Annotated in this window: 23 protein-coding genes and 9 pseudogenes; 17 read left to right on the top strand and 15 right to left on the bottom strand. The window is 57.6% G+C overall.

Annotated features, from left to right (window positions below; all coding sequences use genetic code 11):
• Positions 1-26: 26 nt before the first annotated feature.
• The 3 genes and pseudogenes from AB5975_06150 (at position 27) to AB5975_06140 (ending at position 2,356) form a co-directional block, all read left to right on the top strand.
• Entirely contained in the window at positions 27-593 is a 567-nt protein-coding gene (locus tag AB5975_06150; GenBank protein ID XDR21449.1) for a YfiR family protein, read from the top strand.
• A complete protein-coding gene (locus AB5975_06145) occupies positions 590-1,861 on the top strand; it encodes a diguanylate cyclase (GenBank protein XDR21448.1) in 1,272 nt (423 codons plus the stop codon). Before AB5975_06150 ends, AB5975_06145 begins: the two co-directional genes overlap by 4 nt.
• A gap of 4 nt (positions 1,862-1,865) precedes the next feature.
• Positions 1,866-2,356: pseudogene (locus AB5975_06140) on the top strand (OmpA family protein).
• 31 nt (positions 2,357-2,387) lie between these two features.
• Here the strand turns inward: AB5975_06140 and AB5975_06135 are convergent.
• Positions 2,388-3,338: a LysR family transcriptional regulator gene (locus AB5975_06135; GenBank protein XDR21447.1), complete on the bottom strand. Its 951-nt coding sequence runs from the start codon at positions 3,336-3,338 to the stop codon at positions 2,388-2,390.
• A gap of 132 nt (positions 3,339-3,470) precedes the next feature.
• Between AB5975_06135 and AB5975_06130 the strand changes: the two genes are divergently transcribed.
• Both AB5975_06130 and mmsB read left to right on the top strand, forming a co-directional pair.
• A complete protein-coding gene (locus AB5975_06130) occupies positions 3,471-4,997 on the top strand; it encodes a CoA-acylating methylmalonate-semialdehyde dehydrogenase (protein XDR21446.1) in 1,527 nt (508 codons plus the stop codon).
• Positions 4,998-5,006: 9 nt separating this feature from the next.
• The gene (gene mmsB / locus AB5975_06125) at positions 5,007-5,894 is read left to right on the top strand and encodes a 3-hydroxyisobutyrate dehydrogenase (GenBank protein ID XDR21445.1); all 888 of its coding nucleotides are present in this window, start codon (positions 5,007-5,009) and stop codon (positions 5,892-5,894) included.
• A gap of 137 nt (positions 5,895-6,031) precedes the next feature.
• Here the strand turns inward: mmsB and AB5975_06120 are convergent, their stop codons facing one another.
• The 4 genes and pseudogenes from AB5975_06120 to AB5975_06105 form a co-directional block, all read right to left on the bottom strand.
• Positions 6,032-6,388 carry a hypothetical protein gene (locus AB5975_06120; GenBank protein ID XDR21444.1) on the bottom strand — a complete coding sequence of 119 codons (357 nt, stop codon included), beginning with the start codon at positions 6,386-6,388 and terminating at the stop codon, positions 6,032-6,034.
• Positions 6,388-7,364: pseudogene (locus AB5975_06115) on the bottom strand (hypothetical protein). Before AB5975_06115 ends, AB5975_06120 begins: the two are co-directional and overlap by 1 nt.
• A gap of 10 nt (positions 7,365-7,374) precedes the next feature.
• Positions 7,375-7,863 carry an Hcp family type VI secretion system effector gene (locus tag AB5975_06110; protein XDR21443.1) on the bottom strand — a complete coding sequence of 163 codons (489 nt, stop codon included), beginning with the start codon at positions 7,861-7,863 and terminating at the stop codon, positions 7,375-7,377.
• 295 nt (positions 7,864-8,158) lie between these two features.
• Positions 8,159-8,302, bottom strand: a pseudogene (locus tag AB5975_06105) (cupin domain-containing protein).
• A 113-nt stretch (positions 8,303-8,415) separates the two neighbouring features.
• Between AB5975_06105 and gmtY the strand changes: the two are divergent.
• Entirely contained in the window at positions 8,416-9,777 is a 1,362-nt protein-coding gene (gene gmtY / locus AB5975_06100) for a gamma-mobile-trio recombinase GmtY (GenBank protein ID XDR21442.1), read from the top strand.
• A gap of 74 nt (positions 9,778-9,851) precedes the next feature.
• Here gmtY and AB5975_06095 read toward each other — a convergent pair.
• The 4 genes and pseudogenes from AB5975_06095 to AB5975_06080 all read right to left on the bottom strand — a co-directional run bounded on the left by AB5975_06095 (position 9,852) and on the right by AB5975_06080 (position 11,535).
• Positions 9,852-10,001, bottom strand: a pseudogene (locus AB5975_06095) (IS3 family transposase).
• Positions 10,002-10,601: a DUF6088 family protein gene (locus AB5975_06090; GenBank protein ID XDR21441.1), complete on the bottom strand. Its 600-nt coding sequence runs from the start codon at positions 10,599-10,601 to the stop codon at positions 10,002-10,004.
• Between the two features lie 58 nt (positions 10,602-10,659).
• Positions 10,660-10,926 (bottom strand): antitoxin Xre/MbcA/ParS toxin-binding domain-containing protein, encoded by a 267-nt coding sequence (locus AB5975_06085; protein ID XDR21440.1) that lies wholly within the window; start codon positions 10,924-10,926, stop codon positions 10,660-10,662.
• A gap of 321 nt (positions 10,927-11,247) precedes the next feature.
• The gene (locus tag AB5975_06080; protein ID XDR21439.1) at positions 11,248-11,535 is read right to left on the bottom strand and encodes a helix-turn-helix domain-containing protein; all 288 of its coding nucleotides are present in this window, start codon (positions 11,533-11,535) and stop codon (positions 11,248-11,250) included.
• Between the two features lie 85 nt (positions 11,536-11,620).
• Here AB5975_06080 and AB5975_06075 point away from each other — a divergent pair, with 85 nt between their 5' ends.
• Complete coding sequence (locus AB5975_06075; protein ID XDR21438.1) at positions 11,621-12,073, top strand: hypothetical protein; 453 nt, start codon at positions 11,621-11,623, stop codon at positions 12,071-12,073.
• A 60-nt stretch (positions 12,074-12,133) separates the two neighbouring features.
• Here AB5975_06075 and AB5975_06070 read toward each other — a convergent pair.
• Positions 12,134-12,238, bottom strand: a pseudogene (locus AB5975_06070) (AAA family ATPase).
• A 748-nt stretch (positions 12,239-12,986) separates the two neighbouring features.
• Between AB5975_06070 and AB5975_06065 the strand changes: the two are divergent.
• Positions 12,987-13,481, top strand: a pseudogene (locus AB5975_06065) (arsinothricin resistance N-acetyltransferase ArsN1 family A).
• Between the two features lie 19 nt (positions 13,482-13,500).
• Here the strand turns inward: AB5975_06065 and AB5975_06060 are convergent.
• A pseudogene (locus tag AB5975_06060) lies at positions 13,501-13,659 on the bottom strand (FAD-dependent oxidoreductase).
• A gap of 44 nt (positions 13,660-13,703) precedes the next feature.
• On the bottom strand, positions 13,704-14,042 hold the full coding sequence (locus AB5975_06055) for an ArsR/SmtB family transcription factor (GenBank protein XDR21437.1): 339 nt from the start codon (positions 14,040-14,042) through the stop codon (positions 13,704-13,706).
• A 116-nt stretch (positions 14,043-14,158) separates the two neighbouring features.
• On the opposite strand from AB5975_06055, the pseudogene AB5975_06050 reads away from it, so the two are divergent.
• The 8 genes and pseudogenes from AB5975_06050 (at position 14,159) to arsJ (ending at position 20,022) form a co-directional block, all read left to right on the top strand.
• Positions 14,159-14,571, top strand: a pseudogene (locus AB5975_06050) (arsenate reductase ArsC).
• Positions 14,572-14,579: 8 nt separating this feature from the next.
• Complete coding sequence (locus AB5975_06045; protein ID XDR21436.1) at positions 14,580-14,936, top strand: metalloregulator ArsR/SmtB family transcription factor; 357 nt, start codon at positions 14,580-14,582, stop codon at positions 14,934-14,936.
• A 20-nt stretch (positions 14,937-14,956) separates the two neighbouring features.
• Complete coding sequence (locus AB5975_06040; GenBank protein XDR21435.1) at positions 14,957-15,427, top strand: arsenate reductase ArsC; 471 nt, start codon at positions 14,957-14,959, stop codon at positions 15,425-15,427.
• An 18-nt stretch (positions 15,428-15,445) separates the two neighbouring features.
• Entirely contained in the window at positions 15,446-16,507 is a 1,062-nt protein-coding gene (arsB, locus tag AB5975_06035; protein ID XDR21434.1) for an ACR3 family arsenite efflux transporter, read from the top strand.
• Positions 16,508-16,510: 3 nt separating this feature from the next.
• On the top strand, positions 16,511-17,227 hold the full coding sequence (gene arsH, locus AB5975_06030; GenBank protein ID XDR21433.1) for an arsenical resistance protein ArsH: 717 nt from the start codon (positions 16,511-16,513) through the stop codon (positions 17,225-17,227).
• Between the two features lie 12 nt (positions 17,228-17,239).
• Entirely contained in the window at positions 17,240-17,743 is a 504-nt protein-coding gene (locus AB5975_06025) for a cyclin-dependent kinase inhibitor 3 family protein (GenBank protein XDR21432.1), read from the top strand.
• A gap of 32 nt (positions 17,744-17,775) precedes the next feature.
• The gene (locus AB5975_06020) at positions 17,776-18,780 is read left to right on the top strand and encodes an ArsJ-associated glyceraldehyde-3-phosphate dehydrogenase (GenBank protein XDR21431.1); all 1,005 of its coding nucleotides are present in this window, start codon (positions 17,776-17,778) and stop codon (positions 18,778-18,780) included.
• 9 nt (positions 18,781-18,789) lie between these two features.
• On the top strand, positions 18,790-20,022 hold the full coding sequence (gene arsJ, locus AB5975_06015; protein XDR21430.1) for an organoarsenical effux MFS transporter ArsJ: 1,233 nt from the start codon (positions 18,790-18,792) through the stop codon (positions 20,020-20,022).
• 23 nt (positions 20,023-20,045) lie between these two features.
• Here the strand turns inward: arsJ and AB5975_06010 are convergent.
• A pseudogene (locus tag AB5975_06010) lies at positions 20,046-20,789 on the bottom strand (NAD(P)-binding domain-containing protein).
• A gap of 181 nt (positions 20,790-20,970) precedes the next feature.
• Here AB5975_06010 and AB5975_06005 point away from each other — a divergent pair.
• Positions 20,971-21,303, top strand: a complete 333-nt coding sequence (locus tag AB5975_06005) for a DUF2790 domain-containing protein (GenBank protein XDR21429.1) — start codon at positions 20,971-20,973, stop codon at positions 21,301-21,303.
• Between the two features lie 68 nt (positions 21,304-21,371).
• On the opposite strand, the gene AB5975_06000 is transcribed toward AB5975_06005, so the two are convergent.
• Positions 21,372-21,827 carry a DUF411 domain-containing protein gene (locus AB5975_06000; GenBank protein XDR21428.1) on the bottom strand — a complete coding sequence of 152 codons (456 nt, stop codon included), beginning with the start codon at positions 21,825-21,827 and terminating at the stop codon, positions 21,372-21,374.
• The gene (locus tag AB5975_05995; protein ID XDR21427.1) at positions 21,817-22,599 is read right to left on the bottom strand and encodes a c-type cytochrome; all 783 of its coding nucleotides are present in this window, start codon (positions 22,597-22,599) and stop codon (positions 21,817-21,819) included. The genes AB5975_06000 and AB5975_05995 overlap by 11 nt, the downstream gene beginning before the upstream one ends.
• Between the last annotated feature and the right edge of the window lie 3 nt (positions 22,600-22,602).

The raw sequence follows: 22,602 nt of genomic DNA, 5'->3' as shown, positions 1-22,602 counted from the left end.
AGAAAGGATTTTAAGAGACTCCCCACATGCACGTGGCCGCAAGGCGAGTGACAAGCTGTGCGCTTTCGCTATTGCTGGCCGCCCTGTTCCTTTACACAGGCCCTGCCCAGGCAGACTCCGCCACAACCGCCGCTCGGGCTCAACAACGCGCCCAGGCAGTCACCCAGGTCGTATTGGGTATCTTCAGCTACGCCCGCTGGCCTATAGAACCCTCACCCTTGCGCTTGTGCCTGATCGGTCCGACCGAATACGCCGATGACCTGATCAAAGGCCATGTCCAGGAATCCGGTCGCCCCCTGCAGGTGCGGCGCCTGTTGGCAGAAGATACCCAGGTCGCCCAGGCCTGCGATGCCATCTATATCGGCAAGCTCGACCAGGGCCAGCGCGACCAGCTGTTCCAGCGTGTCAGGGGCCATCCGGTGTTGAGCATCAGCGAGGCGGATGACCCCTGCACGGTCGGCAGCCTGTTCTGCCTGCGGGTCAGCGACCAGCAGGTGGCCTTTGATGTCAACCTCGACTCGGTGGCGCGCTCTGGCGTGCGTATTCATCCCAGTGTGTTGCAATTGTCGCGGCGCCGGGCGGTGCAGCCATGAAACCGACCCGCAAGCGTAGCGTGCGCCCCACCCTGCGCTCGGTGCTGGGCCGTGGCCACCTCAGCGTCGCCTTGCTTGCCGTGGGCCTGGCGGGTATTTCCTTGACCCTGCTGGGCGTGCTCGCCCTGCGTGTCTACGCCAACCAAAACCTGCAGCTGATTGCCCGCTCGATCAATTACACCGTAGAGGCAGCGGTGGTGTTCGATGACAGCGCCGCCGCCAATGAATCGCTGGCGCTGATCGCCAGTACCGAGGAAGTGGCTGAGGCCAAGGTCTTCAACGACGAAGGCGAGCTGTTGGCGCACTGGCAACGCGGCGACACCGACATGCTCGCGCAACTGGAAGTGCAGGTTGCCACCGCGTTGCTGGATGAGCCGGTCAACCTGCCGATCCTGCACCAGCAACAACAGGTCGGGCATATCGAACTGGTCGGCCAGGGCCGTAGCCTGTTGCTGTTCCTGCTCAGCGGTCTGGCCGGCATCCTGTTCTGCACCATCCTCAGCGCCTTGGCTGCCCAGTACCTGTCGCGGCGCCTGCTCAGCGATATCACCCGCCCGCTGCGTGGCCTGGCCAGTGTCGCCCACGCCGCCCGCCGCGAGCGCAGCTTCGACCGGCGTGTGCCGGAAGCGCCGATTGCCGAGCTCAACGAGCTGGGTAACGACTTCAATGCCCTGCTGGACGAACTGGAGGTGTGGCACAGCCACCTGCAGAGTGAAAACCAGAGCCTGGCCCACCAGGCCAGCCACGATAGCCTGACTGGCCTGCCCAACCGGGCCTTCTTCGAGGGGCGCCTGAGCCGCAGCGTGCGCAATGCTGCACGGCAGCAGGACCACTTGGCCTTGCTGTTCCTCGACAGCGATCACTTCAAGCAAATCAACGACACCCTCGGCCATGCCGTAGGCGACGAGGTTCTGATCAGCGTGGCCGACCGCGTACGCGCCCAGTTGCGCGAACACGACCTGGTGGCGCGCCTGGGCGGTGATGAGTTCGCCGTGCTGCTGACACCTTTGCAGTCGCGCAAGGACGCCGAACACATCGCCGAGAAGATCGTTGCCAGCATGAAGCTGCCGGTGCAGCTGGACAGTGGCCGCAGTATCGCCACCTCACTGAGTGTCGGTATTGCCTATTACCCGGATGACGGCGCTGACCCCGCCAGTCTTCTCAATGCCGCCGATGCGGCGATGTACCAGGCCAAGCGTAAACGCCGTGGCCATTGGCAAGTGGCGCAGACGGAACGGTCCGCCAACGAAATCAAGAACAGGAGCTGAACCCGTGATACAGGCTTTACGTTTCCCGCTGTGGGCCTTGTTGCTCGCCGTGCTGGCACTGACTGGCTGCCAGACCGCCCCTCCCAAGGGCCTTACCCCGAACAGATTGCCGTGCTCAAGCGCGAGGGCTTTACCCCGACCGACGAAGGCTGGGCGTACGACTTGTCTGGCAAGGTGCTGTTCGGCAGTGACCTGGACAGCCTCAACGGCCAGAGCCAGGCGATTGTCGAGCGCATTGGCAAGGCACTGCTCAGCGTTGGCATCCAGGGCGTGCGGGTGGACGGGCACGCCGACGCCTCGGGCAAGGCGGCGTATAACCAGCAATTGTCCGAACGCCGCGCTCAGAGCGTGACCAAGGCGCTGGTCGGGGTCGGCATGCAGCCGCAGAACATCCAGAGCCGTGGCCTGGGCAGTACCCAGCCGGTGGCGGACAACCGCACCAGTGCCGGGCGCACCGAGAACCGGCGCGTGTCTATCGTGGTGGCGTCTTACTGACGGGAGGGTTTGGGGTTGCACAGCAACCCCATCATTCCTGAGCAAAGCGCATCTGGCGTGTGTCACCCATCAGCAACGGCGCATTCGTCTCCGTCACACCTCGGATGTAATCCCACAACAGGGTAATCCGCTTCAACTTTCTCAAGTCCTCCCGGCAGTACATCCAGAACTGGCGCGTCACCTCGATCTCCTCCGGTAACACCGTCACCAGCCGAGGGTCCTGCGCGGCGAGGAAGCACGGCAAGATCGCCAACCCTCGCCCCTGCAACGCTGCGGTGTACTGCGCGATCACGCTGGTGCTGCGCAAATGCGCGCTGGCGCTGGGGATGAGGTTGGCCAGGTACAGCAGCTCGGAGCTGAACGCCAGGTCATCCACGTAACTGATGAACGGATGTTTGGCCAAGTCCGCCACCTGGCGGATCGGCGCGTGGTTGTCCAGGTAGTCTTGGGTCGCATACAGCCGCAAGCGGTAGTCGCACAGTTTGCAGCACACATAAGGCCCATGCTCCGGCCGCTCCAGCGCGATGACGATGTCCGCCTCGCGTTTGGACAGGCTGATGAAGTGCGGCAGCGGCAGGATGTCCACCGAAATCGCCGGGTAGGCATCGACGAAATGGCTGAGCTGCGGGGTGATGAAGAAGCTGCCAAAGCCCTCGGTGCAGCCCATGCGCACATGCCCCGACAACGCCACACCCGACCCGGACACCTGCTCGCAGGCCATGTGCAGCGTGCTCTCGATCGATTCGGCATAACCCAGCAAGCGCTGGCCCTCGGCGGTCAACACAAAGCCGTTGGTCCGCGACTTTTCGAACAGCAAGGTACCCAGCGCGCCCTCCAGCGAGCTGATGCGCCGCGACACGGTGGTGTAGTCCACACTCAGCCGTTTGGCGGCACTGCTGGCCTTGCGGGTGCGGGCCACTTCAAGGAAGAACTTCAAATCGTCCCAGTTGAGCGCGCTCAGGGATGTGAGGTCTTTTTGCATGATGATCCGGTTTTTTTGTGCGTTCTTGTTGGATGTTTGCACATCTATACTCGAAACAAGCCTCAGGACGCCACCTCGCGTTTGCCCGGCGCTGGCGATCTCGTCCCGACAATAATTCCAAGGAGAACGCAGATGAACGCACCGCAATCCCCTAACAGCACCAAGGTCGAGCAGGTGAAGCTGCTGATTGACGGCCAGTGGGTCGAGTCCAAAACCACCGAATGGCGCGACATCGTCAACCCGGCCAGCCAGGAAGTGCTGGCGCGCGTACCGTTCGCCACCGTCGAGGAAGTCGACGCTGCCGTGGCCGCGGCCCACCGAGCCTTCCAGACCTGGCGCGACACCCCGATCGGCGCGCGCATGCGCATCATGCTCAAGCTGCAGGCGCTGATCCGCGAACACACCAAACGCATTGCCCAGGTGCTCAGTGCCGAACAAGGCAAAACCCTGGCCGATGCTGAAGGCGATATTTTCCGCGGCCTGGAAGTGGTCGAGCACGCCGCCTCCATCGGCACCCTGCAGATGGGCGAATTTGCCGAAAACGTCGCAAGCGGTGTCGACACCTACACCCTGCGCCAGCCGATCGGTGTGTGCGCCGGCATCACCCCGTTCAACTTCCCGGCGATGATCCCGCTGTGGATGTTCCCCATGGCCATCGTCTGCGGCAACACCTTCGTGCTCAAACCGTCCGAACAAGACCCGCTGTCGACCATGCTGCTGGTGGAGCTGGCGCTGGAAGCCGGTGTGCCGGCCGGTGTGCTGAACGTGGTGCACGGCGGCAAGCAGGTGGTGGATGCCATTTGCACCCACCAGGACATCAAGGCGATTTCCTTCGTCGGCTCAACCGAAGTCGGCACCCACGTTTACAACCTCGGTAGCCAACACGGCAAGCGCGTGCAGTCGATGATGGGCGCCAAGAACCATGCGGTGGTGCTGCCCGATGCCAACCGTACGCAAACCATCAATGCTTTGGTAGGGGCTGCCTTTGGTGCGGCGGGCCAACGCTGCATGGCCACCTCGGTGGCGGTGCTGGTGGGCAAGGCCCGCGAATGGCTGCCAGATATCAAGGCAGCCGCCAGCAAGCTCAAGGTCAATGCCGGCTGTGAGCCAGGCACCGACGTTGGCCCGGTGGTTTCCAAGCGCGCCAAGGAGCGCGTCCTGGGCCTGATCGAAAGCGGTATCAAGGAAGGCGCCAAACTTGAGCTGGACGGCCGCGACGTCAAGGTGCCGGGTTACGAGCAAGGTAACTTCGTTGGCCCGACCCTGTTCTCGGGCGTGAAGACCGATATGCAGGTGTATACCCAGGAAATCTTCGGCCCGGTGCTGGTGACCCTGGAAGTCGATACCCTCGACGAGGCCATCGCCCTGGTCAACGCCAACCCGTTCGGCAACGGCACCGGCCTGTTTACTCAAAGCGGCGCGGCAGCACGCAAGTTCCAGAGCGAAATCGATATCGGCCAGGTCGGCATCAACATCCCGATTCCGGTACCGGTACCGTTCTTCAGCTTTACCGGCTCACGTGGCTCCAAGCTCGGCGACCTCGGCCCGTACGGCAAGCAAGTGGTGCAGTTCTACACTCAGACCAAGACCGTCACTGCCCGCTGGTTCGATGACGACAGCGTCAACGACGGTGTGAACACCACCATCAGCCTGCGCTAAGGAGAAGTCATGCGTATCGCATTCATCGGCCTGGGCAACATGGGCGCGCCCATGGCCCGCAACCTGATCAAAGCCGGGCACCAGCTGAACCTGTTCGACCTGAACAAGGCCGTGCTGGCCGAGTTGGCAGAACTGGGCGGGCAGATCAGCCCGTCGCCCAAGGACGCGGCAGCCAACAGCGAACTGGTGATCACCATGCTGCCGGCCGCAGCCCATGTGCGCAGCGTGTACTTGAACGAGGACGGCGTGTTGGCCGGTATTCGTCCCGGCACGCCGACCGTTGACTGCAGCACCATCGACCCGCAGACCGCCCGTGATGTGTCCAAGGCCGCAGCGGGCAAAGGTGTGGACATGGGTGACGCGCCGGTGTCCGGTGGTACTGGCGGCGCGGCGGCTGGCACCCTGACCTTCATGGTCGGCGCCAGTGCCGAGCTGTTCGCCAGCCTCAAGCCGGTACTCGAGCAGATGGGCCGCAACATCGTGCACTGCGGGGAAGTCGGCACCGGGCAGATTGCCAAGATCTGCAACAACCTGCTGCTGGGTATTTCGATGATCGGCGTGTCCGAGGCCATGGCCCTGGGCAACGCGTTGGGTATCGACACCAAGGTGCTGGCCGGCATCATCAACAGCTCGACCGGGCGTTGCTGGAGCTCGGACACCTACAACCCGTGGCCGGGTATCATTGAAACCGCGCCGGCATCGCGTGGCTACACCGGTGGCTTTGGCGCCGAACTGATGCTCAAGGACCTGGGGCTGGCTACCGAAGCGGCACGCCAGGCTCACCAGCCGGTGATCCTCGGGGCTGTGGCCCAGCAGCTGTATCAGGCCATGAGCCTGCGCGGCGAAGGGGGCAAGGATTTCTCGGCCATCGTCGAGGGGTATCGCAAGAAGGATTGACAAGCGAGGACTTCATCGCGGACCGGGCGGCCTTTCCTCTGTAACTGCGCACCAGAGGGAAGGGGACCCGCCCGCGATTTTTTTATTGTGTTGGCAGCCATATTGTTTGCAAGTTACGTAATGCGCTTGCTAAACCGTTATAGGTAATGCGCTATTATCAAGGCGCTGAATAGAGTGATGTGCAGCGCCCAAAGTGTTACAAGTAAGATCTTGGTTTTTTTCGGAAAGCCTTCGATCTCTTGCCTATCTACTAGATTTCTTTTTGTAAAAAAAGATGGTAATGCAAGTATTGTTGAGATTGCGCCCGTGCGCATCATCTTGCCGATTGATCCGGCTCGCTCGTAGAGTAGTTTGTTTTGTTTTATATATTTGCTTTTGGGGAATAGGGATTCAAAATATTCTGTGCGTCGTGAGGCGACAAAAAACTGAGTGATCATTGTGATGATAATCAAATTTATAATGACGGCTGCAATGATCCCATCTTCAATAGCCATCAGTTTGAGAGCGCTCTATACAAAAAATCGCCGTAAGCTTCACCTTTCTCCCCACCAGCCTTGCCTCCAATTGTGGCGCCTGCGGCACCAATTATAACTGCACAAAGAAGCCCACCTGTTCCACCTGTTGGTAACCCGATCGCTGCGCATAAAACTGGCGCGATAATAGCTCCACCCAAATATCCGCCTGCACCGCCTCCTGCAAGGCCTCCCACGAGTGAGCCTCCGTCGATGTACTTTGCCCTTGTGCAATCCTCTTCGTGACCGAGCGTACAAGCGTTGTGGATATCCAGTCCAGTGGCTGCGATTTCAAGTGCTACCCTATGTAAGTTCCTTGTTTGATCAAGCTGGATGCCCTCGCGACACTGGCTACCTTGTTGGCGTAACCGGCTATTTCGCCTGTGTGAATATAACGCTTGGTGGATATTCCCAGCGTCCTTTTGATCGATCCCTTGTTTCTCAGGCCTGAACCATAAGCCGCCATCTTGCCCAACTGTTCATCCAGTTTCATGAACAAGGCCGATCGCTTCGCATAGAACTGTTCGCGGGCTGTCATCGTTCCTGACCCAAGAAACTGCTGGTGGAGTTTTTCGATATCCATCAAGGTGACCTCGATAGCCCTCAGGTGCCTGCTCCATCCGTCACTGACCATTCCAGCGCCCATTGACGCATGCGCGATCAGGCTTTTCAAAGTCTCGAAATTATCCAGAAAGAAGTTATCCACACCTTGGCCGTTGCGCATCAGCCCCATGTGCACAATGGCAGCCTGCCTCATCATCCAGGCTTCCTGGCTGGTGCAGGAAGCCGTGGTGGGGTCGCCAATGATGATAAGCTCACCGCTACGCACCACCGTATTGGCAATGTGCGAATTTAGAACATCAAATTTTTCCAGCGCATGGCCGCTCAGTGCGAGGTCGGATTTGAGCCGATGATAGTTTTGCAGCTTGAGGTTGAGAAACGCGCGGGCTTCGGACATGACTTGAGCCTCACGCGTATTTTTTATTGCCGATACGGTCCCAGCCGCCGGCGATGTTGCCGCCACCGCCGCCATCGATGCGCCGTTGCTGGGTGTAGGTGGTCTTGATTCGACCGTAGTTGAGCTGTACAACTTCAAGCGGTACACCGGTGTCGACGCTCTGCGAGTACTCGGCAATGATGACTTCTTCAAGAATGATTTCGTAATACTTGAGCTTGTCACCGCCGGCACGACAGAGTGCCAGCTTCACCGCTTTGAGATGCTGCCCTGTACAACTGGCCTCCATCAGCTTGCAGCTGGCACTGTCGAGGTATTTGGTGAATGTGAAGTTGGTGACGGAGCTTCGGCCGGATGTGGCACCACCAGCCGAGCTTGCAGTGGCGGATGTACTTTGACTGACCCCAAAGTCATAGCTAAGTACTTCAATCCATTGACTGTATTTTTCGTCCCGTGCTTCGCCTGGAATACGGTCAATCTGAATATATGCATCGAAAGCCATGTCTACCTCTCCCTGGCAACTTTTGATTGGGCAATGCTACCCACGAATGGGGGCAGTCAGTGCAGGCTAGGCCTGAGTGAGTGCGAGGGCAATACGCATTGAGAGGTAGGGATTAGATTCAGAAAAGGACTACAGAAATGGGCGGGGATGTGTAAGGCCATGTAACTGTGGTTCAATGCTTTGATTAATTCACGCTCTTTTGTTGCCTTGTTCAAACAAATTGTTCAAGAGTGTTTCTGGCCCTGTGGGAAATTTAGCGTTTTCCACAGGGCCTATATCGGGTGGAAATTTCTGATCAGGCAAAGACGAAATACTTGCGCACGGTCTCGACCACTTCCCAGGTACCTTTCATCCCAGGTTCGATCACGAACACATCACCCGCTTTCAGGTGTTTCGGCTCTTCGCCTTCCGGGGTGATGATGCAGTAGCCATCGAGGAAGGTTAACCCAAGCTATAGTCCCAAAAAATTTGGCCTACCTCTCTACTGGACCGAGCTCAGCTATGCTGTGAAAACGAAGCTCTCCAACTGCATTGATCTCCGGAGTCAGCAAAATGGCTGTTTTCTTCGAACGATCCCATCGTGAGTACAGAGCGCTGAGATTCGATGCAACTGGTTTTCGACCGGTGTTGCCTGTAATCATCACAGATGAAGGGATACTTAAGGATTTTGCTTACTATATGTACTTGAATGGGCGTAAGAGCAGGTCATGGCAAGATAGTACGACTTTTGCTGTGCAGCTGTTGTTGGAATATGTAGAAGCTAATCATCAGTTTTTTGATTCTCCCCAAATGCTGTTTAGATCGTTTTCCAATTCACTGTATAGTGGTACCGTGGAGCGGGGATGCGATCCATCTGAATTGTGGTGGGAGCCAAGACAGCCAGATGATGCCTCCAAGATTATTTCCGCGATTACTCAATTTTCAGACTGGCTGGCTGCGCTAAATGAAGATTCTGGATTGGTTTTAAATACTTGGCGCAAAGCGAATCGTGCTGAGGAAAAACTTAATTGGGCAGCTTACGTCCATCGGAAGAGTAATGCCTTTCTTTCGCATCTTTGGATAAAGCCACCTGATTTTTCAATGAGTAGGGAGGTCAGGTCTACTTCAATGATAAGCTTTGATCTAGAGCCTGCAAAAGATTTTCCTGAAGAATCGATTGATGCCTTTCTTGCGCAGGGGTTCAAGCTTCGGAAGAATGTATACAGTATCAGAGATATCTTAATCACTATGCTCATGCATTATGGCGGGCTAAGGTTATCTGAGGCGCTGAGCTTGTGGTGCGATGATGTCACAGTTGAAAAAGGTGAAGTTGTTGTTCGAGTTTATCATCCTCAACTCGGATTAGCGCCTGGAAAAAAACGGATGAAGCGTCAAACATTTCTGCGTGACAAGTATGGGCTGACTCCTAGAAATCTACTGGTCAAATCGCAGGATTCTCTATTTTTGGGTGCGAAGGGAAGGGCGTTTACTGACCGTCAGCGAATGAGTTTTGAGGTTTTCTTTCATCCGGCATTCAAGGCAGAAGTATTTGCGCAGTTGTGGAGTGAGTATCATTGCATGCACAGAGTGAAACCTGCATTAGGTCAAGAGCATCCTTATGCATTCACTAACAAACTTGGGCAGCCGTATTCACATACTGCCTACAGGAAAGCACATAGAGGGGCTGTAAAGCGCATTGGGTTGATCAGTGAGAAAATGTTAGGTACTACCCCTCATGGACACAGGCATTCCTATGGGCAGCGACTTGCCGCAGACGGAGCCACGGATCTTACTATTAAGTCAGCTATGCATCACTCGTCTATTGAATCAAGTGGAGTATATACTCAGCCAAAATCAACGCAGGTTCGCGCAACTCTGGCTGCTCTTGAATCGAAAATGGCATACAAGCATCACGATGCAGATAGTGGCGATTAAGGTGTGCGGAGTCTACTGGGACAATTTAGGTTAGAGTCGCCACTAGTTTCCTCGGTGCTCTCTAAGCTCAGGATCTAGCGTTTCTCGTACTCTGCTGGCAACAGTTGCATAATATATGCCGTGCCGGCGTTTATGAGTATCTCCATGTAATCGAAAATACAACTCCGGCCTTCGTCATGCGTTGCGTAGATTTTTCGTCGGATTCGCTCCCGCTTCAGAATTTTTCAGTTCACATTTCGAGCGCAGTTGGCCAGTGCTGAGCGCATCCACTTAGGCATTTTGCATTCCATGAGCCTGTTGAACTCTTCAGCGCTGAGCGAGCTCACAATCTTGCTCGCGACCTGTTCATCCACCCCATTTTCTCCGAGATACCAAAAAGCGGTCAGGGCCGTCCCTATTGGCGTTCCAGCTTGCTGGAGTCGTTGGCGAGACGCATGGCGCAGCCTAACAACCGCGTTACCGATCTTGATCTCACGTGTCGTCCCGCTGGTGTAGTAAGTAGGCAGGACCTGCATCTGAACACTCAGCCCCAGTCGACGAACAGCTTCTGCACCATGGATCTGGATAATCTCGCCTCTTGCCCTAGCAACGGCTTCCAATACAGAAAGCGGGTTGGCTCGAACCCTTTTACCCGTGTATTGGCTGTGCTTGGGACGCATGTAAACGCCGCGGGCAACGCGCTCCAGGGAACCCCTGAGCACCATTCGAGAAAGAGCTTTGTTTACCGCGGAGCGAGAGCCGGCTCGCTCGAATACGGATCTAACAAAGGGCCTTCCCTTAGGCATACGCTTGATTCGGTTCGATATAGACTCTGCGATAGACACAGCTAAACCTATGTCAGACGAGTAGTGGACAGGTCCTCTGGCATGGAACCTTGCGGCGTTAAGCATAGACGCCGTGTTCAATTCGTCCTAGAAGTGTCACCACTTTCTGGTAGCCCGATCGACTTACCATGATGATGCAAGGTACCTGATGACTTAGCCCTATCGCTGGTTTGTATAGCCATTGCGCGGCGAGCACTCGACTGCCAAGCACTCGCGTCGCCAGGTGCAGGATTTGCTCGCACCTTCCCTTGTAGCATCGGTGGACGATGCTCCAGCATTCCAGCGGTGAACTGGGGCAAAGCGCTAGTATCTGAGAATCGTTCATTTGCACACCTCAAATGTGAAAGCGTATCTCTCAACCGGCAAGTCGGCCAACGGGTTCCATTCTCTTGCCGGCTTGTGCCGCTATATCGAGGAACCTTCCTTGCGTCTGTGCCCGCCCTCGCAAAAGCTCTTGGGCGCTGCCTTCCAGTTCCGACTTGATACGCCACTTCTCAGTCTTTACCTTCCGCCGGCCTTTCAATGTATCTCCTTTCCCGCATAGGTAGGGCCAAGGCGCAACCCAGCCACTGGGTCAGGGAGCGCAGAATTTGGTTGCATCAGACAAGACATCTCAGCCCATGCTGAAGGGTGCAGATGCCCATCCTCATCGGTCCGATGGCGTCACGCTGAGCTCCTCACGAACGCGCTGAATGATTGAATCCAGAGTGGCATCCTTGTCCATAAAAAGGTAGCACTGGGTCAAGATCGTCAAAGGATGAACATTCATGGCAGAGGCGAGCCCATGCACCATTTCGAGGGTAGGGCCTTTTCCTCCGGCTTCCAGTTGACTGAGGTAGGTTTGGCTGCTGTGGCCACCGAAATCTTCTTGGTTAAGGTTGCGGGATTTTCTGAGCTGCCTCATTGCTTTCCCAAATGCCTGTTTCAGTTCCATTTTTTCATTCCTACAAAAGGAATGATGAAGCCGTCTTGAACGTCGGACATCCATTAACTATTGTTAATATTTTGAGGATTTTTCGATGTTCAAGACCTACAGGCACGCCGAACTCAGCTCAGCCGACATTTTCGGAGAGCCTTCCAGTCGCCGCTGGAAATTTATTGAGCTGGAACTGCACCATCCATGGTTTTACGTGGAGCTCGTGCGCGATTATGGTGATGACATCGTGGGCAGCATGCTGATGATCCCCACGGTACCGATACTTAAACAGATGCTTTCGGAGCTTGATGACTGCTCATGGATCGCGCAGGCACATCTGATGTCTCCTGGCCACATGAGAGGTGGGAAAGACTGGGTGATGGAACCGCTTCAGGAAGTGAGCATTGCTGAAGATGCCTCAGGAACGGATGAGGGCTATATCTACAAGGTAGTAGGCGGGGCTTGCTACAGCATTCATCACTCGCCTCATCGAGAGAACCTCAAGGTCACAGAGATTATTTTTTCGGCTGATCGCGATATGCGCGTGAGTGGATGAGTAGAGCCACTCGCACTCGCCGAGTGTCATGATGGTGTTTCGGTCGAGGCCTCTCGATGCTTTGAACTCAATGTTTTCGAGTGTGGCCTGCGTCTCTCGCAGCTTGGCCGCCTTGAGCAGGCGCTCAATTTTCCGGGTTTCGCGCTCGCTTTTTTTCGCATCCATCATCAGGCCGAGGCGGGTCTCGAAGGGTTGACCGAGCAGCGCCGGATCGTCCAGCTGGCGCGTATGCCTCAGCCATCTCGCTCAGCCCGAGGCTGCTCAAACTTTCAGCTGTGTTAGCGATCGTTTTCATGGCAGTTCATCTCCTTGAGACGCGTAATACTGAGCGCCGCAAATGTTGTCGTGCTCAATCAGCGGTGCAGATTTTCTGGGCATTGGGCGCAAATCAGACTCGTTGCGAATGATTGACCGCAGTCGTTCAGAGCTCAAAATGTTCAGCGTATTTGCATAGGTGCATATATACATGCGTCTCTCCACCTAAATTTGATGGTCTATCAGAACTCGAAGCGTAGAAAGCAGCGTTTGACCTGGACTCAGCGGGTGAAGGTAATTAACCAGTTGCTTAGTGGTCGAATGGGAATGGACGTGTGCTATGCCATGCAGCCTAGTTACAAACTTGCTGTCGACGAAGACCAGATTCCTATCGAATTGGTAGGTGATTTCCTGCGCAGCGCATCGCTACATAAATGGGCGTGGGACTGCATCAAGGAGGAGCGAGTCGAACGGTTTCCCCCAGCCAATTTGTTGGTTGCGAACATCCCTAGCAAGTACTGATTCTCGGCGAGTCGCCGCCGAAATGTGAAAACCCCACTCCCGCGTTGTACAGTGCAAGTAGGCCGGGGGGTGAATAAGCAGTTGCCGAAAGAAAAACCCAGCCCTCTAACCACTAGTTCCCGCGAAAGGAAGCCAGATGCACATTCGCCTTGCTCAACTCAGCGATGTCCAGGCCATTGCCGAGATCTACAACCAGGGGATCGAAGACCGCAGCTCTACGTTCGAGACCCAACCACGCAGCGCCATGGATGTGCAGCCCTGGGTGGCCGACATGTCTCGCCATCCGGTGCTGGTCGTCGAGGTCGACGGTGCGGTAGTGGCGTGGGCAAACCTGAGCAGCTACCGCGCGCGTTCGTGCTACGCCGGCATCGCCGACTTCTCGATCTATCTGGGCCGTGACGTCCGCGGACGTGGCATCGGCAAGGCGCTGCTCAAGGCATTGCTCAGTGAGGCTGAGGCACGCGGCTTCTGGAAAGTCCTCTCCCGCATTTTCACCTTCAACGAGGCGAGCCTCGCGCTCTGTCAGTCCTGCGGTTTCAGGACGGTTGGCGTCTATGAGAAGCACGCTTGTCTTGAAGGCCGTTGGCTGGATTGCGCGATCGTTGAGCGGGTGTTTCCGTCGAACCAACCCGTTCCAGATGACGAAGCAGCAGGCTGTCGTAGTACTTGCGCCAGTTTCCGCCTGGGCGCGTCTGCTCATCTAGGATCAGAAAGTCCAAGCCGTGCTGCTGTAAATGCCAGCCAAGCGCCAAGCCCGCTTGCCCACCACCGATGACGATCACATCCACCGCGCGACTCGATTTATTCATATGTGCGCACTCAAGCATATATCAGGACAAAAAAAGGGCACGAGCTACGGGCAGCACAGCGAAACCAGACCCTTGGTTCGCTGGAGCAGGCCCTCAAGGCGCTCGACGATCGCCCCACCATTCACTTCGTAGAACACCTGCCTGCCCACCTTGGTGGCTTTCACGATCTGGGCATCGTGCAGCACCTGCAGGTGCCTGGAGACCACCGAGCGCTCCTGCGGCAGCTCTTTAGCGATTTCGCCGACATCCGCCCGGCCCAGCAGGAGCACGCGCTTGAACACCGCGACCCTGGAGGGCTCGCAGAGTGCTTTGAAGAAGGCTTCGTCCAGCGACTCGATGGCAGCGTCGATGGCTTGGGTGCGGAGGTTCTGGTTGGTCGTCATGCCGCCAATATATGTGCACGAATATGCACATGTAAAGCCACCCATCACCGGAGGGGTTGCGATACATTCGGAAAAGCGTATATTCGAAAAATCATATACATGCATAGTACCTCGCGATGACTGGCAAGATCCGCGTCCTGTTTGTTTGCACCGCAAACGCTGCTCGCTCCCAGCTCGCCGAAGCATTGCTCCGACACACAGACCCTGTGCGCTTTGAAGCATTCAGCGCCGGCACTCAGCCTGGCGAAGTAGATCCGCGTACCTTCGCGGCGCTTGAGCACCTCGGTATCGATGCCAGCGGCCGCGCAGCAAGTCCATCGATGAGTTCGCCGGCGAACACTTCGACTACCTCATCACCCTTTGCGACAAGGCGGCGCTGGAGTGCCAGTTACTACCGGCATTGGGCGAGCGCTTGGCGTGGCACTTTGAAGATCCGGTCACCAGCGACAAGCACGATGCCTTCCGCCATACGCTTCACGAGATCCATGAGCGCATCAAGATGTTCGTCTTCGTGAAAACCAAACACTGAGAATCGTTATGACTGATCCACTGACCCCTACCAAGGTTTTCAAATGCCTCGCCGACGAGAACCGCATTCGGATGATGCTGCTGATCGCCCGCGAGGAAGAGCTCTGCGTCTGTGAGTTGACCTGTGCGCTGGAAGAAAGCCAGCCCAAGGTTTCCCGCCACTTGGCGCAATTACGCACCTGTGACCTGCTGGCAGACCGCCGCCAGGGCCAATGGGTTTATTACCGGCTGCATCCAGAGCTGCCCGCCTGGGTACGCGAGATCCTGAAAACGACGCTGGAGGCCAACAGCGAGTGGCTGAACAGCAGTTCCACTCGACTGGACGCCATGGGTGACCGCCCACAGCGTGCTGCTACCTGCTGCTGATTACTGCCGAGCAAAAGCCGATGAAAGTTCTGTTCCTCTGCACCGCCAATAGCTGCCGCAGCATCCTCTCCGAGGCTGTTTTCAATCACCTGGCTCCGGCCGGCATGAAGGCCTACAGCGCCGGAAGCCAGCCCAAGGGCGAGGTACATCCGCTGTCCATCTCCGCGCTGCAGCGCGCCGGTATTTCCACCGATGGCCTCAGCAGCAAATCCAGCGATGCACACGCCGAGCTGGCACCGGACTTCGTCATCACCGTCTGCGACAAGGCCGCTGGCGAAGCCTGCCCCGTGTTCTTCGGACCAGCAGTGAAAGCCCACTGGGGACTTTCTGACCCTTCGGATTTGCACGGTAGTGCCGCCGAGCTGGACGCGGCATTCGACAACACGCTTGAACAGATCAAGCGACGCCTCAAGGCATTCATCGCACTGCCTTTCGACCAAATGGATGCCGCCCAGCTCAAGGTCGAGCTGGCCCGCATCGGAACGCTCTGACGTTTAGGGAGATCCACCATGAGCAAAAGCCGACTTTCATTCCTAGACCGCTACCTGACGGTCTGGATCTTTCTGGCCATGGGCCTGGGCATTGGTCTGGGCAGCCTGTTCCAGGGATTGCCTGCGTGGCTGAATAGCCTGTCGGTAGGCTCGACAAACATCCCCATCGCGATTGGCCTCATCGTCATGATGTACCCGCCGCTGGCGAAGGTGAAATACGAGGAACTGCCTCAGGTTTTCAAGGACAAGCGCATCCTCGTGCTGTCGCTGGTCCAGAACTGGGTAATCGGCCCGGTACTGATGTTCGGGCTGGCAGTAGTGTTCCTTTCCGACAAGCCTGAGTACATGACTGGCCTGATCCTCATCGGCTTGGCGCGCTGCATCGCCATGGTGCTGGTGTGGAACCAGATCGCCGGTGGCAACAACCAGTACGTGGCGGGCCTGGTCGCCTTCAACAGCATTTTCCAGATCCTGTTCTTCAGCGTGTACGCCTGGATCTTCCTTGGCCTGCTGCCACCTCTGTTTGGCCTTGAGGATAGCGTCATCGAGACCAGCTTCCTCGACATCGCCCAATCGGTACTGATCTACCTGGGCATCCCGTTCCTGGCCGGCTTCCTGACCCGCAAGATTCTGATCAGCAGCAAGGGCGAGACCTGGTACCAGGAGCGCTTCATTCCGAGGATCAGCCCGCTGACGCTCTTGGCGTTGCTGCTGACCATCGTGGCCATGTTCAGCCTGAAAGGCGACATGGTGCTGCAACTGCCGCTGGATGTGCTGCGCATCGCTATCCCGCTGACTATCTACTTCGTGGTGATGTTCTTCATCAGCTTCTGGATGGGCAAGCTGCTGGAAGCTGACTACCCACGTACCACTGCTCTGGCGTTCACCGCAGCGAGTAACAATTTTGAACTGGCCATTGCCGTGGCCATCGCCACCTTCGGTCTTGCCTCGCCGGTCGCGTTTGCCACCGTCATCGGGCCCTTGGTGGAAGTGCCGGTACTGATCTCCCTGGTGGGCGTGGCCTTGTGGCTCAAGCGCCGCTGGTTCGATCAGCCATCTGGCGCCTTGTCTCAGGAGTAAATCATGACCGAACACCACATCCCCAACATCGACAACGATCTGGTCGAACTGCCGACAGCAGACAAGCTGGCAGTCGAGCAAAAGTCCACCCATAAGCCTCGCATCCTGCTGCTGTACGGATCGACCCGCGAACGCTCCTTCAGCCGCCTGCTGACGGAAGAAGCTGCACGCCTGCTGGAACACTTCGGTGCCGAGACGCGGATATTCAATCCGACCGGGCTGCCGCTGGCGGATGACGTGCCCGATGACCACCCCATGGTCAAGGAGCTGCGCGACCTGGTGCTGTGGTCGGAAGGCATGGTCTGGTGCTCGCCAGAACGCCACGGCGCAATGACTGGCGTGTTCAAATCGCAGATCGACTGGATTCCACTGAGCATGGGCGCCGTGCGCCCGACCCAAGGCAAAACCCTTGCGGTGATGCAGGTCTGCGGTGGCTCGCAGTCGTTCAACGTGGTCAACCAGCTGCGCGTCCTCGGCCGCTGGATGCGCATGTTCACCATCCCTAACCAGTCGTCCGTGCCGAAGGCCTACCTGGAATTCGACGAGGCGGGTCGCATGAAACCCTCTTCGTACTACGACCGTGTCGTCGACGTGATGGAGGAGCTGGTGAAGTTCACCCTGCTGCTTCGTGATCGCTCCGACTATCTGGTCGATCGCTACTCCGAACGTAAAGAGTCGGCTGAAGAACTATCCAAGCGTGTCAATCAACGATCCATTTGAGGCTTTGTGAGCATGCAATTGCACCCGTATTCCGTGTTGGCTAATTCCGAACTGGTCGGCCAGCTGATCTTCACTCCGTGCCCAGGTACCAAGGAGACATCGGTATCTCAGGCTCTGGCAACGCTGCGCGATGCCGGCGCGAGCGCGCTGGTAACCCTGATGCCGAGTGAAGAACTGCTGCAGAACGAGATCGATCTGCTTCCCGAGGAGTGCCAACTGCTGGGCCTCGAATGGTTCCACCTGCCGGTCGAAGACGACGAAGCACCCGGTGAGCCGTTTGCTGCTGCCTGGGAAACTCACCGGGAACGCCTGAAAGAGCTGGTGGTGACCGGTAAGACGATCGCCATTCACTGCAAGGGCGGCTCTGGCCGCACCGGCCTGTTTGCCGCCCGCCTGATGATCGAGTGCGGCATCCCTGTGCAGGAAGCTGTTTCCCAGGTCCAGGCCCTGCGTCCACGTGCAATTCAGAACCCTGCGCACGTCGGCTACATCAACCAGTTCAGCGTTACCCTCTGACCCTTCGCTAATCGCGACCCGAGAACAAGAACATGGCTATCAAAGTAGGTATCAATGGGTTTGGCCGTATCGGTCGCTTGGCGCTGCGCGCGTCTTGGGACTGGCCAGAGTTCGAGTTTGTGCAGATCAATGACCCGGCCGGCGACGCCGAGACCCATGCCCACCTGATCAACTTCGACTCGGTCCACGGCCGCTGGCTCCGTGAAGCCCGTGCTGAGGGCAGTACGGTGGTGATCGATGGCAAGCGCATTCAGGTCACCGCGAACAAGACCATCGCCGACACCGACTGGTCAGGCTGCGACCTGGTCATCGAGGCCAGCGGCAAGATGAAGTCGGTAGCCGTGCTCCAGGCCTACCTGGATCAGGGCGTCAAACGTGTGGTGGTCTGCGCTCCAGTGAAGGAGAAAGGCGCACTGAACGTGGTGATGGGCGTCAACCAGCACCTGTTCGACCCGGCGCAGCATCGCATCGTTACCGCCGCCTCCTGCACTACCAACTGCCTGGCCCCGGTGGTCAAGGTGATTCACGAGAACCTTGGCATCCGCCACGGATCGATCACCACCATCCACGACCTCACCAACACCCAGAGCATCCTCGATACGCCGCACAAGGACCTGCGCCGCGCCCGTGCCTCTGGCATGAGCCTGATCCCAACCACCACGGGCTCGGCTACTGCGATCGCCGAGATCTTCCCCGAGCTGCGCGGCAAGTTGAATGGTCACGCCGTGCGCGTACCGCTGGCCAACGCCTCGCTGACCGACTGCGTGTTCGAAGTGGAACGTGAGACAACGGCTGAAGAGGTCAACGCTCTGCTGAAGGCGGCGGCCGAAGGCCCGTTGAAAGACATCCTGGGCTACGAAGAGCGCCCCTTGGTGTCCATCGACTATCGCACCGATCCGCGCTCCTCGATCATCGACGCACTGTCGACCTTGGTGGTCAATGGCACCCAGGTGAAGCTCTACGCCTGGTATGACAACGAATGGGGCTACGCCAACCGTGCAGCGGAACTGGCCCGCCTGGTCGGCGCAGCGGAGTAAACAGCGATCATGAAGGCGTTGTCAGCCCTGTCTGCGGAAGTGCGTCAGTACCTGCTGGTTACCGGCAACTACTGGGCCTTCACCCTCACCGACGGCGCGTTGCGCATGTTGGTGGTACTGCACTTCCATTCGCTGGGCTACACGCCGCTGCAGATCGCCGCGCTGTTCCTGTTCTACGAAGTGTTCGGCGTGATCACCAACCTGGTGGGTGGCTACCTCGGCGCCCGCCTGGGACTCAACCGCACCATGAACATCGGCTTGGGCATGCAGGTCTTTGCACTGCTGATGCTCACAGTGCCGGCAGCCTGGCTTACGGTGCCGTGGGTGATGGCCGCTCAGGCGCTGTCCGGCATCGCCAAGGACCTGAACAAGATGAGCGCCAAGAGCTCCATCAAGCTCCTGGTACCGGACAGCCAACAGGGGACGCTCTACAAATGGGTGGCCATCCTGACGGGCTCGAAGAACGCGCTCAAAGGCGTGGGCTTTTTCCTCGGCGGAGCACTGCTCGCGTTGCTCGGCTTCACCCTGGCGGTGCTGGCCATGGCGGCAGTACTGGCCCTGATCTGGATTGGCAGTCTGGTGCTGCTGAAAAAGGACTTGGGCAAAGCCAAGGCCAAACCCAAGTTCCGCGACATGCTGTCCAAGAGCCGAGCCATCAACATCCTCTCGGCCGCACGGCTGTTTCTCTTTGGTGCCCGGGACGTCTGGTTCGTCGTGGCGCTGCCGGTGTACCTGAGCACCGCGTTTGGCTGGGACTTCTGGCTGGTCGGCGGCTTCCTCGCCGCGTGGATCATTGGCTACGGCATCGTCCAGTCGTTTGCTCCTCACATCACCGGTAAGAAGCGCGGTCACGTGCCGGACGGTCGAGCGGCCTTCATTTGGGCGATCGCCCTGGCGGGACTGCCTGCGCTCATTGCCGTGGGCCTATCGGCAGGCTGGTCGGCCCAGGTGGTGCTGCTCGGTGGGCTGATGCTGTTCGGTGTGCTGTTCGCGGTGAACTCCTCGCTGCACAGCTACCTGATCGTCAGCTATGCCAAGGAAGACGGCGTCTCCCTGGATGTAGGGTTCTATTACATGTCCAACGCCCTGGGGCGGCTGGTCGGTACACTGCTGTCAGGCTGGGTGTTCCAAGCCTACGGTTTGCAGGCCTGCCTGTGGGTTTCCAGCATCTTCGTATTGGCTGCCGCGCTCATCTCGCTCGGGTTGCCCAGACACAGCGAAATGGCGCAGCAGACCCACTGAGCACAGGGGAAGAGCGGATGCACTCAAGCCTCCGCTTTCACCATAAACTGCTCGATCTCAACAACAGTGCTGCGGACTGTGCGTGTCACCCCGATCAAGGTCGCGGATGCAGAGCCTGTCCACTCGCCATAACCCACCAGCCAAAGGGCAGGCTCATTCACTGACCGTGTACCTGAAACTTCGACGCGTCCGTCACCCGTGACTACCCCGAGGCTCGCCAAGTGCCCCAGCGCCGGCTTGAATCCGGTGCACCAGATCACCGCATCGACCGCGGTCTCCGAGCCGTCCGCCCAAACCACACCGTCGGGGGTGAAACGAACGAAGGGCCGCACAGCGTGCAGAACGTCTCGCTCACGCGCCTCGACCACAGCCGGGACCATCACGATATCGCCCAGCCCACCGACTGGCTGCTCAATCACACGGCCCTCCATCTGCGCTTTCCAGCGCTCTGTCGCCCGTTCGAACAGCACTCGACCATCCACATCATCAGGCAGGAAGAGTGGCTCGGTGGGCGTTACCCAGGTCGCATCCGCTACTTGGGAAACCTCAGCGAGAATCTGTGCCCCGGAGTTACCTCCACCGACGATCAGTACTCGCTTACCCGAGAAGGCCAGCGGCTCAACATAATGAGCTGAATGCAGCTGCTGACCACGGAACAGCTCGGCACCGGGATAAGCAGGGATATTAGGGTTGCTCCAGGTGCCCGTGGCACTGACCACTGCTTTGGCATCCCAATACCCGTGCTCGGAATGCACACGCAAGGCACTGACGAGGCGCTCACCCAGGATCTATGCTGCGCCCAGGGAATGAGCTTTTCTGGCCTTTCACCAGCTCTCAGAGAATGCCGTTCGACACCGCTTGCCGACTGACAAAGATGTAATCCACAGATCACCCGAGAGACAGGTGCTGCCCCCTAAGATTCAATCACACCAAATCGGAGTGACGAACATGAAAGCTCTCAACGGCGTTGCCGCCATACTGATTCTGATGGCTTCCTCGGCCGCGATGGCTGAGGGCGGGTCCGACCGCCTGCACGGGAAAATGATTCAGGCGAATGAGCAGGCCATGCGCGCATACGCAGCCTCCATCGGTAAAAATCCCCCAGAGGTAGTCCACTACCGCTACGGCATGGAGCTCGATGTAGCAAAAGTGATTGCTGTGACCTCAAACCGGGGAAGCTGTGATGTGATGCCTGCGCAAATGACCTATGAAGACTCGACAGGCAAGCTCAACATTCTCGAATACCGCGCAGCTGGCATCAATTGCCGCGGCCAGAACTGAGCTCTTGAACTCTATTCAAACTAAAACGGCGCCTTTAAAAGCGCCGTTTGCGTTGGGAAAACTGTCGATCAGTGGCCTGGATACTCCGCAACCACTACATCCTGCCCGCTCTTGTTGAAACCGATGACTTGGTATGCATGAGTGACACCATCCACTTCCATACCTGGGGAGCCTGCCGGCATACCTGGGACGGCGACACCGATCAGATCATCTCTGTTTGCCAGCTCACGAACCTGCTCAGCTGGCACGTGTCCTTCGACAAACTTCCCATCAATCACTGCCGTGTGACAGGAAGCCAAACGCGGTGCGACCCCAAGGCTCTGTTTTACAGCACTCATGTCGGTTTCAACATGGTCAATGACCTTGAAGCTATTTTGTTCCAAGTGTGCGATCCACTTTTTACAGCAGCCGCAATTGGCATCCCGATGAACATCAATCGTGGTCGGTACGGCTGCGTAGACTGGCGGCAGCGCGATGAATGCCGCGAAGGCGGCCAACCTGAGAAAGCGGCTGTTAGCCTTCATGGGTGTGTACCTTTCCATCTTTGTGTGTGTGCGTCTTCGAACCTGGTTTGGAATTCTGATCACTAGAGGACTCGGTAGCATCATGATGGCCGCCCTCAGATTCGTGACCCTCGGAATCTGCCGAGTGTGAGTGATGAGCCTCTGACTGCTCCATATCGTGGTGCCCTGCCTCAGAGGAAACCTTGCCATGATGGTCTGGCTCATTGCCGCCATGCTGGCCCTCATGGTTGTGCATCTCACTTTCCCCACCACCGTGCTGGTGGCCGCCACTGGTTGTTACCAGGGCCTTGTACTGCTCTGCGTTCATCTGCGGCATTTGCTCAAGGAAAGCGACAATACCCCAGATGTACTGGTCACCCATGCTCTTGCCCCAAGCGGGCATGCCGGTAGCCTTGATACCGTGTTTAATGGTCCAGAAGGCCGCTGCGGGGTTATTGCTTGAACCAATCTTGGCAAGATTGGGCGGTGCCGGATAAAGCGCTTGGCTGAGCTCGGTTTTATCCACCCCAGGGGCGAGGTGGCAGCCAATGCACATCGCATTGTAGTTACCGGCACCTGTACGGATAAGGGTTTCATCCTTTAGGTTCGGTACCTCGATGTCCCGTGCGCGCACTTCAATGGAGCGATCCCGCGCCATGGCGAGGAAAGCATGCACGGCTGGGAAGTGAGGATCATCAGCACCGACGTTGACCAGGCCAAAATACGCGGCCCCCAACGCCGCCGCACTACCCACGGCGCCTGCTGCTACCAACGTTGTAATTGTTCTCTTCATGTC

This window comes from Pseudomonas putida (genome assembly GCA_041071465.1).
Taxonomy (GTDB): domain Bacteria; phylum Pseudomonadota; class Gammaproteobacteria; order Pseudomonadales; family Pseudomonadaceae; genus Aquipseudomonas; species Aquipseudomonas putida_P.
Note: the sequence above shows the minus strand (reverse complement) of the source record. Positions and strands in the feature narration are given on the sequence as shown.

Coding starts and splice junctions, on each gene's coding strand:
- arsH (XDR21433.1), top strand. CDS start 16,511: ATGACCGAACACCACATCCCCAACATCGACAACGATCTGGTCGAACTG.
- AB5975_06130 (XDR21446.1), top strand. CDS start 3,471: ATGAACGCACCGCAATCCCCTAACAGCACCAAGGTCGAGCAGGTGAAG.
- AB5975_06080 (XDR21439.1), bottom strand. CDS start 11,535: ATGGAACTGAAACAGGCATTTGGGAAAGCAATGAGGCAGCTCAGAAAA.
- AB5975_06110 (XDR21443.1), bottom strand. CDS start 7,863: ATGGCTTTCGATGCATATATTCAGATTGACCGTATTCCAGGCGAAGCA.
- AB5975_06085 (XDR21440.1), bottom strand. CDS start 10,926: ATGAACGATTCTCAGATACTAGCGCTTTGCCCCAGTTCACCGCTGGAA.
- AB5975_06135 (XDR21447.1), bottom strand. CDS start 3,338: ATGCAAAAAGACCTCACATCCCTGAGCGCGCTCAACTGGGACGATTTG.
- AB5975_06005 (XDR21429.1), top strand. CDS start 20,971: ATGAAAGCTCTCAACGGCGTTGCCGCCATACTGATTCTGATGGCTTCC.
- AB5975_06025 (XDR21432.1), top strand. CDS start 17,240: ATGCAATTGCACCCGTATTCCGTGTTGGCTAATTCCGAACTGGTCGGC.
- AB5975_06120 (XDR21444.1), bottom strand. CDS start 6,388: ATGGCTATTGAAGATGGGATCATTGCAGCCGTCATTATAAATTTGATT.
- AB5975_06045 (XDR21436.1), top strand. CDS start 14,580: ATGACTGATCCACTGACCCCTACCAAGGTTTTCAAATGCCTCGCCGAC.
- AB5975_06040 (XDR21435.1), top strand. CDS start 14,957: ATGAAAGTTCTGTTCCTCTGCACCGCCAATAGCTGCCGCAGCATCCTC.
- arsJ (XDR21430.1), top strand. CDS start 18,790: ATGAAGGCGTTGTCAGCCCTGTCTGCGGAAGTGCGTCAGTACCTGCTG.
- gmtY (XDR21442.1), top strand. CDS start 8,416: ATGGCTGTTTTCTTCGAACGATCCCATCGTGAGTACAGAGCGCTGAGA.
- AB5975_06145 (XDR21448.1), top strand. CDS start 590: ATGAAACCGACCCGCAAGCGTAGCGTGCGCCCCACCCTGCGCTCGGTG.
- AB5975_06020 (XDR21431.1), top strand. CDS start 17,776: ATGGCTATCAAAGTAGGTATCAATGGGTTTGGCCGTATCGGTCGCTTG.
- AB5975_05995 (XDR21427.1), bottom strand. CDS start 22,599: ATGAAGAGAACAATTACAACGTTGGTAGCAGCAGGCGCCGTGGGTAGT.
- mmsB (XDR21445.1), top strand. CDS start 5,007: ATGCGTATCGCATTCATCGGCCTGGGCAACATGGGCGCGCCCATGGCC.
- AB5975_06000 (XDR21428.1), bottom strand. CDS start 21,827: ATGAAGGCTAACAGCCGCTTTCTCAGGTTGGCCGCCTTCGCGGCATTC.
- AB5975_06075 (XDR21438.1), top strand. CDS start 11,621: ATGTTCAAGACCTACAGGCACGCCGAACTCAGCTCAGCCGACATTTTC.
- AB5975_06055 (XDR21437.1), bottom strand. CDS start 14,042: ATGACGACCAACCAGAACCTCCGCACCCAAGCCATCGACGCTGCCATC.
- arsB (XDR21434.1), top strand. CDS start 15,446: ATGAGCAAAAGCCGACTTTCATTCCTAGACCGCTACCTGACGGTCTGG.
- AB5975_06150 (XDR21449.1), top strand. CDS start 27: ATGCACGTGGCCGCAAGGCGAGTGACAAGCTGTGCGCTTTCGCTATTG.